This window comes from Pseudomonas sp. FG43, assembly GCF_057809175.1.
In genome coordinates, this window is the sequence record NZ_JBMDJL010000026.1 from 75657 (window position 1) to 86233 (window position 10577).

General features: G+C 58.9%; 10 protein-coding genes and 1 pseudogene. 9 read left to right on the forward strand and 2 right to left on the reverse strand.

What is annotated here, in order from left to right; all coding sequences use genetic code 11:
• The first annotated feature begins 17 nt into the window (after window positions 1-17).
• The 4 genes from ACODS3_RS24150 (at window position 18) to ACODS3_RS24165 (ending at window position 3176) form a co-directional block, all read left to right on the forward strand.
• On the forward strand, window positions 18-563 hold the full coding sequence (locus tag ACODS3_RS24150; RefSeq protein ID WP_201003645.1) for a hypothetical protein: 546 nt from the start codon (window positions 18-20) through the stop codon (window positions 561-563).
• A gap of 33 nt (window positions 564-596) precedes the next feature.
• Entirely contained in the window at window positions 597-1874 is a 1278-nt protein-coding gene (locus ACODS3_RS24155; protein WP_201003643.1) for a flavohemoglobin expression-modulating QEGLA motif protein, read from the forward strand.
• 80 nt (window positions 1875-1954) lie between these two features.
• A complete protein-coding gene (locus ACODS3_RS24160) occupies window positions 1955-2869 on the forward strand; it encodes an alpha/beta hydrolase (protein WP_489036613.1) in 915 nt (304 codons plus the stop codon).
• The gene (locus tag ACODS3_RS24165) at window positions 2862-3176 is read left to right on the forward strand and encodes a PA3694 family proteiin (protein ID WP_201017914.1); all 315 of its coding nucleotides are present in this window, start codon (window positions 2862-2864) and stop codon (window positions 3174-3176) included. The genes ACODS3_RS24160 and ACODS3_RS24165 overlap by 8 nt, the downstream gene beginning before the upstream one ends.
• 60 nt (window positions 3177-3236) lie before the next feature.
• Here ACODS3_RS24165 and lptF read toward each other — a convergent pair whose 3' ends face one another.
• Together lptF and ACODS3_RS24175 are read right to left on the reverse strand one after the other, a co-directional pair.
• The gene (lptF, locus tag ACODS3_RS24170) at window positions 3237-4019 is read right to left on the reverse strand and encodes a lipotoxin F family OmpA-related lipoprotein LptF (protein WP_201017913.1); all 783 of its coding nucleotides are present in this window, start codon (window positions 4017-4019) and stop codon (window positions 3237-3239) included.
• Window positions 4020-4078: 59 nt separating this feature from the next.
• Window positions 4079-4492, reverse strand: a complete 414-nt coding sequence (locus ACODS3_RS24175) for a DUF4398 domain-containing protein (RefSeq protein ID WP_201017912.1) — start codon at window positions 4490-4492, stop codon at window positions 4079-4081.
• Between the two features lie 413 nt (window positions 4493-4905).
• Between ACODS3_RS24175 and ppc the strand changes: the two genes are divergently transcribed.
• From ppc to ACODS3_RS24200, 5 genes and pseudogenes are all read left to right on the forward strand, one after another.
• On the forward strand, window positions 4906-7542 hold the full coding sequence (gene ppc / locus ACODS3_RS24180; RefSeq protein WP_201017911.1) for a phosphoenolpyruvate carboxylase: 2637 nt from the start codon (window positions 4906-4908) through the stop codon (window positions 7540-7542).
• 281 nt (window positions 7543-7823) lie between these two features.
• The gene (gene adk, locus ACODS3_RS24185; protein ID WP_201017910.1) at window positions 7824-8471 is read left to right on the forward strand and encodes an adenylate kinase; all 648 of its coding nucleotides are present in this window, start codon (window positions 7824-7826) and stop codon (window positions 8469-8471) included.
• A gap of 90 nt (window positions 8472-8561) precedes the next feature.
• Window positions 8562-9239 carry a tRNA (adenosine(37)-N6)-threonylcarbamoyltransferase complex dimerization subunit type 1 TsaB gene (tsaB, locus tag ACODS3_RS24190; protein WP_489036617.1) on the forward strand — a complete coding sequence of 226 codons (678 nt, stop codon included), beginning with the start codon at window positions 8562-8564 and terminating at the stop codon, window positions 9237-9239.
• Window positions 9240-9473: 234 nt separating this feature from the next.
• Window positions 9474-9791, forward strand: a complete 318-nt coding sequence (locus ACODS3_RS24195) for a hypothetical protein (protein WP_201017908.1) — start codon at window positions 9474-9476, stop codon at window positions 9789-9791.
• Between the two features lie 2 nt (window positions 9792-9793).
• Window positions 9794-10522 (forward strand): annotated as a pseudogene (locus ACODS3_RS24200) (DUF72 domain-containing protein); the annotation flags it as partial.
• Window positions 10523-10577: the final 55 nt, after the last annotated feature.

A 10577-nucleotide genomic window follows, 5' to 3' on the forward strand; every position in this document is an offset into this window, starting at 1 on the left:
CTTTTCAGGAGAGCACCATGAAAGCCTGGCGCGCATTGATTGCGCTGTCGTTCCTGTTCTTGAGCGGTTGTCTGGTGACCTTCGAGGACTCCATTCCCGCAGGCGACGCTGCTCCAGCCCACTTGTTGGGGCCATGGACCAGCAAGAATGCCTGGGGAGAGCCGCTTGAACTCGAACTTTCCCGTATCAGCGGCAACCTCTACAAGGCAGTCAGCTATCGTAAGGGAGATCGCAAGCATCGCGATGAGTACCGCTTTACGGTGACCGAGCATGGCAGCCGCTGGTATCTGTCGGCGCAACTGCCGGAAAAATATGGCTCTCACCATGTAATGGCTGGCTTTGAGGTGACCGATGCCCATGAACTGGTTGTCTACAACCTGGATCTGGATCGATTCAGGCAATGGGTGGATCAGAAGAACCTCAATGGCCAGTCAGTGGAGAGTGAGATCGGGCAGGGCCTGCTGATCACCAGTCCTCTGGACCAGGTGTTCGGCTATCTCGACGATCCTGCCAACTCCGATGTTTTCCTGGAGGTCGCACGCTATCAGCGTGTACCCAAGTAGTAGGGCAGCAGCCCGCCAGCCAAGGAGTACCGGGTGGACGAGTACCAGCAAACCATTCGTGGGTTATCGGATCGAATCGTCGTTGCCCAGACGCCGATTCGTGTACTGGATGCGGTGAAGTGGGACGAAAAAGTACGCAAGGATTTTCTGGCCGCCAAAGGCAAGGCACTGCCCGCCGTTGACCGTGCCTATTACGAAAATCGCCCGCTTGGGTTCGATTCCGGGGCATTGAAGCAGGAATTCCAGAACATCGAGCGCGATATCACTCGACAGTTGGGCCAGTTCAACCCGGTCGGGCAGATCATGCGCCGCATGTGCAAGGAATACCGCATGGTGATCCGCATGCTCGAAGCGCGTGGCACGCCGGATTTCGGTCTGATCTCCCAGGAACTCTACGGCGCGGCGTCCGATGCATTTCATGCCGGTGATCCGACCCTGGCCGACCTGGGGCTGATGCTTTCGGATTATCTGAACAACATCGCCGGGCGTGGCGACCTGAAGGACGAACCCAAGATCCTGACAGCCAAGGATGCTGTTTCCCTGCTGCAAACCCGCTTGAACAGGGTGTTTGGCGAGGCCGAGGAAACCATTCGGGTGTTCGAGTCAGACGGTATCGTTGCCGATGCGGCGGCGGGTGCCGATTACATCAAGATCCGCTCTGACGCGATGTTCAACGAGCGCGATGTGCGAGCGCTTGAAGTCCATGAAGGGCTGGTGCATGTCGGCACCACGCTCAATGGCCAGAACCAGCCGATCTGCACCTTTCTGTCCAAGGGGCCGCCCTCATCGACCGTGACTCAGGAAGGGCTTGCCATCCTGATGGAAGTCATCGCGTTCGCGTCCTATCCCAGCCGTCTGCGCAAGCTGACCAACCGTACTCGTGCGATTCATATGGCGGAGGAGGGGGCTGACTTCCTGCAGGTTTTCGAGTTCTATCGCGAGCAGGGTTTTGGCATGCCGGAGAGCTATGGCAATGCCAGCCGGGTCTTCCGTGGATCAACGCCCAACGGGCTGCCATTCACTAAAGACTTGTCCTACCTCAAGGGTTTCATCATGGTTTACAACTATATTCAGTTGGCCGTGCGCAAGGGCAAGCTTGAACAGGTCCCGCTGTTGTTCTGTGGCAAGACCACCCTTGAAGACATGCGTACCTTGCGTCAACTGGTGGATGAAGGGCTGGTGGTCGCGCCTAAATACCTGCCTGACCAGTTCCGCGACATGAACGCCCTGTCGGCCTGGATGTGCTTCTCCAACTTCCTCAACCACCTGAGCCTGGATCGTATCGAGGCCGATTATTCGAATATTCTGTAGCTCCCTTTCGCGAATGAATTCGCAGGCCGTGCAGGACTGAATTCATTCGCGAAAGCACCCAAACCAAAAGGACCTCCAACTTGAAGCTGATCAGCATCCTCGTGTTGATCTTCAGCCTCACAGGCTGCAGTTCGATGCTGTTCTACCCGGAACCCGGTTTGCCGTTCACACCTGAAAAGGCCCACCTTCAATACCGTGACGTAACGCTGACAGCGGCCGATGGCACTCGCCTGCATGCCTGGTGGCTGCCCGCCAAGGAAGGCGTCCCGGTCAAGGGCACGGTGCTGCATCTGCATGGCAATGGCGGCAACTTGGCCTGGCATCTGGGTGGAAGCTGGTGGTTACCCGAACAGGGTTATCAGGTCCTGATGCTGGACTATCGCGGTTACGGGCTGTCCGAAGGGGCGCCGAGCATACCGGCCATCTATCAGGACATTCAGGCTGCATTCGACTGGCTGGATGCCGAACCTCAGGTACAAGGCAAGCCACGGGTAGTGCTGGGTCAGAGCATTGGTGGCGCGTTGGGTGTGCATTATCTGTCGCAACATCCTGAACAGCGCAGCAAGCTGAAGGCGCTGATTCTTGACGGTGTGCCCGCCAGCTATCGTGATGTCGCTCGCTACACCCTTGGCACATCCTGGCTGACCTGGCCGCTGAAGACGCCGCTGTCCTGGCTGATCCCCGACGCCGACAGCGCCATCAACGGCCTGCCGCAACTCAAGGGCACGCCGATGATGATCTTCCAGAGCATGGACGACACACTGGTGCCACTTTCCAACGGCATCAGTCTCTATAAGGCCGCGCCTTTGCCGCGGGTGTTGCAAGTGACCCGTGGCGGTCACGTGCAGACCTTCTCTGACCCGCTCTGGCGTCAGGTGATGCTGCGTTATCTGGAAGACCCGGAGCATTTCAACGGCCTGCGTCGTCTGGCTGAAGTCCCGAACTACCCGCAACCGACTATTCGAGCCGAACCGGCAGAGAGCCCCAATGAGTGAAGAGCGTAACCTTATCCCACTGATCCTCACCGGCATCGGCACCATCATCGGTACGGTCGGGTGCCTGTGGTTCTATGGCTATCTGCACTTTGCCAGGCCCGAAGATGCCTTGCTGCTCAGTGACTTCACCATGCTCAAGACCGTGCCGGGGGAGGACTACAAGATCGCCGCGACCCCCGCTGCGGAAGTGGCGCAATGCATTGATGGGGTGCTGGTGCTGTTCGACACGTCCCGGAAAGGGCTGTCGGGTGTGTTGGTCAACAACAAGAAACAGGCTGTGCGCTGTATGGGGCAGGAGATTAGATAGGCTTTCGCGACTGAAGTCGCTCCTACGCCGGTAGGAGCGAATTCATTCGCGAACGAGCGATTAACGCAGCGAAGAGCGCGGAGCCACTGGCTGGTTGTCGTTGGAAATCGTCACTTCCACACGACGGTTCATGGCGCGGCCCGAGTTGCTGGTGTTGTCAGCCACCGGGTATTCCTTGCCATAGCCCTGAGCGACGATGCGCGATGGGTCTACACCTACACGAACCAGCGCGGCACGTACCGAGTTGGCACGACGCTCGGACAGCGACTGGTTGTACTCGGCGGAGCCGGTACTGTCGGTATAGCCTTCGACGATCACTTTACGATCCGGGTTTTCCTGCAGGAACTGCGCGAGCTTGGAGATGTTGCCCTGTGCGCCCGGCTTGAGTTCGGCACGGTTCAGGTCGAACAGCACGTCACCGAAGGTCACCAGGGTGCCACGTTCGGTCTGCTTGGCGTTCAGGCTGTTCTTGAGCTGGGCGATCTGTGCATCGCGAGCGTCCAGACGAGCCTTGGCGCGCTCGGCAGAGGCGTTTTGCAGGGCCGCTTCGGAAGTACGCAGGTTGATGGTCTCTTTGGCCAGTTCAACGCGCTGATTGGTCAGGTAAGCCAACTGGTCGACTTTCTTTTCGTCTTCCTTGTCGCGGAATGCTTTGTCAGCCTTGTCCAGCCAGTCGCTGGCGTCCTTGGTTTCAAGGGCGGCGACCTTGGTCGCTTGCGGGTTGCTTTGCAGGGCCGAGAAGTTGGTCCGCGCCTGTTCCAGATTAGGGTTCGGTTTAGTGGCACAGGCCGCCAAGGCTACGCTCATGGCCAGCAGGGCAGGGATCATCAATTGTTTGCGCATAATAGGATCGTCCTTTAATCAATTACCAATGCATGAAAAACGTAGAGTGCGATCTGGGCTTATTGCACCTGACGCAGGCCTTCTTCACGTAGTTCGTTGACGCCCTGACGAGCATCCTGCACGGCTTTCTCGGCCTTGGCGGCCTGCGATTTACGTTCGGCTACACGGGCATCCCATTCGGCTTGCTCGGCCAGACGGCGCGCTTCGTCGTATTTATGTTCCTGCATGGCCAGGTCGGCTTGCTTGAGTTTGTCCTGGGCCGACTTCGTTTCCACCGCGGCGTACTCGGTCCCGCCAGCGCTGACTGCACTGTTGACGGCCGACTGAGTCACTGCGTACTGCTCGGTTGGAGGGTTACCCGCGCAACCGGCCAGAATGAAGGTGCTACCCAGGGCCAGCGCAGCCAGTTTCAGCCCGCGCAGGCTTTTGAACTTGGATTTGGCAGTAAGGGTGTTCATGGTGATCAACTCCATTGTCAGACTCCGAACGTGGTTATCCATGACAGTCATTTTTCCTGGCCGGAAGGCTTCAGGGAGTGGTCCCGCTGCCTTGTGGCTTTCCTGTAATGGTCAATGGCTCCGACCTGTACGTTTTTTGAATAGTTCAGTTGAATTTTTTCAACACGGTCAGGATTCGCCGGTTACTTGCGCTCGATCACCCTTTTGGCGAGGCAGGTAAATACAGCCCCACACATTGAAACGGGCGGGCTGTAATGGCCCTTTGAGCCGATTAACCTCTGTCCGCAAAAGGGCACGTCAGCGGTTGAAGGGATACAAGAATTTGTCGCGGCACAGGTTTTTGGTGCACTGTTGGGCACAGTTCACTGAAAACTACCCATACAAGCCACCCATACAAGCTATCTATACAAGAACAGGGGGAGAGAACGATGGCCGATATCGATGCGCGTTTGCGAGAAGACGTCCACTTGCTGGGCGAGCTTTTGGGGAACACGATTCGCGACCAGCGCGGGGCCGCTTTTCTCGACAAGATCGAGCGTATTCGCAAGAGTGCCAAGGCTGGCAGACGCGGCTCTGCGGCGGGTGCCGAGCAGTTGAGTTCCAGTGTCGACAGCCTGGACGATGACGAACTGTTACCTGTGGCGCGAGCCTTCAACCAGTTTCTGAATCTGGCCAATATCGCCGAGCAGTACCAACTGATGCGCCGCCGCGATAATTCCCAGCCCCAGCCTTTCGAGGCGCGGGTGTTGCCGGAACTGCTCGACCGCCTCAAGGCTGAAGGTCATTCTCCCGATGCTCTGGCACGCCAGTTGGGCAAGCTGGAAATCGAACTGGTGCTCACTGCGCACCCCACCGAGGTGGCACGGCGTACCCTGATCCAGAAATACGACGCCATTGCCGCGCAACTCGCGGCTCTGGATCATCGCGACCTCAACAGCATCGAACGCGAACAGATCACTTCCCGACTGCAACGCCTGATCGCTGAAGCCTGGCACACCGAAGAAATCCGCCGTATCCGGCCCACGCCTGTCGATGAAGCCAAATGGGGTTTTGCGGTCATCGAGCACTCGCTCTGGCATGCGATTCCAAGCTATCTGCGCAAGGCCGATCAGGCGCTGCAAGCCGCCACCGGGCTGCATTTACCGCTGGAGGCCGCGCCGATCCGCTTTGCGTCGTGGATGGGCGGTGACCGCGATGGCAACCCCAATGTCACGGCCAGCGTCACCCGCGAGGTCCTGCTGCTGGCGCGCTGGATGGCCGCCGATCTTTTCCTGCGGGATGTAGACCAACTGGCTGCCGACCTTTCCATGCAACAGGCCAGCGATGCCTTGCGCGCCAGCGTCGGTGAGAGTGCCGAACCTTATCGTGCCGAACTCAAGCGTTTGCGTGAACGTCTCAGGGCCACCCGAAACTGGGCCAATGCTTCGCTGACGGCGCCACAGCCTGCGCCGGATGCCGTACTGCACGATAACCGTGAACTGCTTGAACCTCTCATGCTGTGCTTCCAGTCGCTGCATGACTGTGGAATGGGAGTGATCGCCGATGGGCCGCTGCTCGATTGCCTGCGTCGTGCGGTGACGTTCGGTCTGTTTCTGGTGCGTCTGGACGTGCGCCAGGATTCCAGCCGTCACAGCGCGGCGATGACCGAAATCACCGACTATCTGGGCCTGGGTCGTTACGAAGACTGGGATGAGCCGACGCGCATCGACTTCCTGTTGCGTGAATTGAGCAACCGCCGTCCCTTGCTTCCCGGCCATTTCAAACCGGCTGCCGACACCGCCGAAGTTCTGGCAACGTGCCGGGTAGTGGCTGCTGCACCGGCTGCTTCGCTGGGTTCTTACGTGATCTCCATGGCCGGTGCAGCATCGGATGTACTCGCGGTGCAATTGCTGCTCAAGGAAGCAGGCCTGCAACGGCCGATGCGCGTGGTGCCGTTGTTCGAGACGCTGGCTGACCTGGATAACGCCGGGCCGGTGATCGAACGCCTTCTAAGCCTGCCGGGCTATCGTTCGCGGTTGCACGGCCCGCAGGAAGTGATGATCGGCTATTCGGATTCGGCCAAGGATGCGGGCACCACTGCTGCGGCCTGGGCGCAGTATCGGGCGCAGGAAAAACTGGTCGGGATCTGCCGCGAACAGCAAGTCGAACTGCTGTTGTTCCATGGTCGTGGCGGCACGGTCGGGCGCGGCGGTGGTCCGGCTCATGCGGCGATTCTGTCGCAGCCGCCAGGTTCGGTTGCGGGGCGTTTCCGCACGACCGAGCAGGGCGAAATGATTCGTTTCAAATTTGGTCTGCCGGACATTGCCGAGCAGAACCTCAACCTGTATCTGGCAGCGGTCCTGGAAGCAACCCTGCTTCCTCCTCCTTTGCCAGAGCCGTCCTGGCGACAGATGATGGATCAGATGGCGGCCGACGGGGTAAATGCCTACCGTGCCGTGGTGCGGGAAAACCCCGAATTCGTCGAGTATTTCAGTCAGGCCACGCCCGAGCAGGAGTTGGGCCGCTTGCCGCTGGGCAGCCGTCCGGCCAAGCGTCGTGCAGGAGGTGTCGAGAGCCTGCGGGCCATTCCATGGATCTTTGCCTGGACCCAGACGCGCCTGATGCTACCCGCCTGGCTCGGCTGGGAAGCCGCCCTGAGCAAGGCGCTGGAGCGTGGCGAAGGCGATGTGCTGGCGCAGATGCGCGAGCACTGGCCATTCTTCCGCACCCGCATCGATATGCTGGAAATGGTGTTGGCCAAGGCTGATGCAGACATCGCCCAGCTCTACGATGACCGCCTGGTGAGCCCTGAACTGCAACATTTGGGCTCGCATCTGCGCGGCCTATTGTCGCAGGCCTGCGCAGTTGTCCTGGGCCTGACCGGGCAGCAACAACTGTTGGCGCACAGTCCGGAGACGCTGGAATTCATCAGCCTGCGCAACACTTATCTGGACCCGCTGCATTTGCTCCAGGCCGAGCTTCTTGCCCGTTCCCGCCATCGTGAATCCAGCCTGGACAGTCCTCTGGAACTGGCTTTACTGGTCTCTGTTGCGGGCATTGCAGCCGGATTGCGCAATACGGGCTGACAGGTTGGGGAGCATGTCGCCAGCGCGCCGATGTCAGCGCAATGGCGACATGGGGGCAGGGCAGGTGTTTATCCCGTCAGGGGCATTGAAGGTCGTACCGTCATGTGCAGGGTGGCGCAACTGCCGCCATGCCGTGGGTTGCTGCGACTTTTGGCGTCTTGTGCGGCCTGTGTCTGCTGTGTATCTTGGTCAGCCTTTTGGCCTTTGGCCGACGTTTATTTTTCAGATTGGCCCAAGAGGCGAATCCGACGATTGACTATAAAAATTTGAGGAGCATGACGATGCGCGTGATTCTGCTGGGAGCTCCTGGAGCCGGTAAAGGTACTCAGGCAAAATTCATCACTGAAAAATTCGGCATCCCGCAGGTTTCGACTGGCGACATGCTGCGCGCAGCGGTCAAGGCCGGCACTGAGTTGGGCCTGAAGGCCAAAAGTGTCATGGACTCGGGTGGCCTGGTTTCCGATGACCTGATCATCGGTCTGATCAAGGATCGCCTGTCCCAGCCTGACTGCGCCAATGGCGTGCTGTTCGATGGTTTCCCGCGCACCATTCCTCAGGCTGAAGCCCTGCTGAATGCTGGTCTGGACATCGATCATGTGGTGGAAATCGCGGTCGATGACGAAGAAATCGTTCAGCGCATTTCGGGCCGTCGCGTTCACGAGGCTTCCGGGCGTGTCTACCACGTGCAGCACAACCCGCCGAAGCAAGAGGGCATCGACGATGTCACTGGCGAGCCTCTGGTACAGCGCAAGGACGACGTTGAAGAAACCGTGCGTCATCGCCTGTCGGTCTACCATTCCCAGACCAAACCGCTGGTTGCGTTCTACAGCGAGCTGAGCAAGAAGAATGGCAAGCCAAAGTGCAGCCATATCGAAGGTGTCGGTTCCGTGGACGCGATCACCACCAAGGTGCTTGCTGCCCTGACCTGAGCCCGCAAGGCCTGAGTTCAACAATGGCCCGCTTGCGGGCCATTTGTCATTTATACTGCGTCACTTTTTCCAACGAAGACGGATACACCGATGACCACCTTGCTGGCCCTGGACACCGCCACTGAAGCCTGCTCGGTCGCTTTGCTGCATGACGGCAAGGTACTGAGCCACTATGAGGTGATCCCGCGTCTGCATGCCCAGCGCCTGCTGCCCATGATCAAGGATCTGCTGGCCGAGGCGGGCATTGCCATGTCGGCACTGGATGCCATCGCTTTCGGTCGTGGTCCGGGCGCTTTCACCGGCGTGCGTATTGCCATCGGTGTGGTTCAGGGGCTGGCCTTCGCGCTGGAGCGCCCGGTGTTGCCGGTCTCGAACCTTGCGGTGCTGGCGCAGCGTGCCTATCGCGAATACGGTGCCTTGCAGGTCGCTTCGGCTATCGATGCCCGAATGGATGAAGTCTATTGGGGCTGCTATCGCGAAACGGCCGGTGAAATGCGTCTGGTCGGCAACGAAGCTGTCCTGCCGCCCGAGCAGGTTGCGTTGCCTGTCGATGCCGAGGGTCAATGGTTCGGTGCCGGTACCGGCTGGGGTTATGCCGAGCGTATTCCGCTTTCGCTGGTCGGTCAGGACGCCAGCATGCTCCCACATGCCCAGGATCTGCTGACCCTGGCGACGTTTGCCTGGAACCGTGGCGAGTCGATTCCGGCAGACGATGCACAGCCAGTCTATCTGCGCGACAAGGTGGCGACGCCCAAGGGGCCAAAGTAGGAGCGACTTCAGTCGCGAAGAGGCCAAAGAAAATAGATCGCCTGGAATGGTTCGCGAATAAATTCGCTCCCACGAAAATGTCAATTAGCCATCTACCACTTGTCGACTAATCCGTTGGTTATGCCCGACGGCGCAAACAATTTGCAATATGTGTGGTCTAGTTATCGTTCACGGAATTGCCAATTCCCGGCCTGTGACGTTAAATTGCCACTACAAGACGCCGAGTAGATATCGATGCGCATAGACGGACCCTCATCACGTTCATACCCCATCAAGCGAAAGCCCAAGAAGGCTCCTTCGACCGTTGAAGGCTCTTTCGAGGAAATCGATGGTGATGTTGAGTTGCCGTCGCCTCCCGCCCAGGCGTCGCGTCGCGAGTCTTCGGGTCAGGCGCAGATTGGCTCTACTGCCAACGTGCCTGCCCGTCCGCAGGACATTATCTTCCCCCGCTCCATGAGCACTCGTGTCGCCAACGCTTTGGCCAGCTATCTGACCACGGCCAGTTTTGTGGATTGGGACCTGGAAGTGTCGGGGCTCGATCTCCACGTCTGATCTTGTCCAGCCTGCCTTACTACCTGGGATGTCCGTCATGGAGCGAGAGCGCATGGCGTGAGTCGTTCTACCCCGAGGACACCCGTCCTTCCGATTTTCTGCGCCTCTACGCCCAGGTCTTCAACGTCGTCGAAGGCAATACCACGTTCTACGCTCGTCCCGCGCCCGCCACAGTCCAGCGCTGGGCCGAAGTCCTGCCGAAAGATTTTCGTTTCACTGCCAAGTTTCCCCGCGACATCAGTCACGAGGGCGATCTGCGCCTGCAACTGGATGCCGCAGAAGCCTTCGTGAAACTGCTGGCGCCCCTTGGCGAACGGGTATCGCCATTCTGGCTGCAACTGCCAGCCAGTTTCTCGCCGCAGCGCCTGGCGGAACTGGCGGGGTTTCTCGATGAACTCAAAGTGCCTTTGGCGGTGGAAGTACGGCACATGGCCTTTTTTGAGAAGGGCGATGAGGAACGCATGCTCAATCGCTTGCTGCTGGACCGTGGCGTTGAGCGTATCTGTCTGGACTCGCGGGCATTGTTCAGTTGCGTGTCCACTGATCCGGCTGTCCTGCATGCCCAGTCCAAGAAACCCAGAGTGCCGCCACGCCCGGCTGCATTGACCCAGTCGCCGCAAGTGCGCTTCATTGGCCGTCCGGTTCTTGAAGACAACGACCCGTACCTTACGCAATGGATCGAAAAGGTTGCCGTCTGGATCGAGGAAGGGCGTACGCCTTATGTGTTTCTCCTGTCCCGTCCTGAATAAGGTTTACACCTTCTGACCTTTCCTCAGGAGGATTCAA

What these genes read in the sequence shown, in the direction of transcription:
- ACODS3_RS24175 (WP_201017912.1), bottom strand. Translation starts at nt 4,492, where the DNA reads ATGGAGTTGATCACCATGAACACCCTTACTGCCAAATCCAAGTTCAAA.
- tsaB (WP_489036617.1), top strand. Translation starts at nt 8,562, where the DNA reads ATGACCACCTTGCTGGCCCTGGACACCGCCACTGAAGCCTGCTCGGTC.
- ppc (WP_201017911.1), top strand. Translation starts at nt 4,906, where the DNA reads ATGGCCGATATCGATGCGCGTTTGCGAGAAGACGTCCACTTGCTGGGC.
- adk (WP_201017910.1), top strand. Translation starts at nt 7,824, where the DNA reads ATGCGCGTGATTCTGCTGGGAGCTCCTGGAGCCGGTAAAGGTACTCAG.
- ACODS3_RS24165 (WP_201017914.1), top strand. Translation starts at nt 2,862, where the DNA reads ATGAGTGAAGAGCGTAACCTTATCCCACTGATCCTCACCGGCATCGGC.
- ACODS3_RS24195 (WP_201017908.1), top strand. Translation starts at nt 9,474, where the DNA reads ATGCGCATAGACGGACCCTCATCACGTTCATACCCCATCAAGCGAAAG.
- lptF (WP_201017913.1), bottom strand. Translation starts at nt 4,019, where the DNA reads ATGCGCAAACAATTGATGATCCCTGCCCTGCTGGCCATGAGCGTAGCC.
- ACODS3_RS24150 (WP_201003645.1), top strand. Translation starts at nt 18, where the DNA reads ATGAAAGCCTGGCGCGCATTGATTGCGCTGTCGTTCCTGTTCTTGAGC.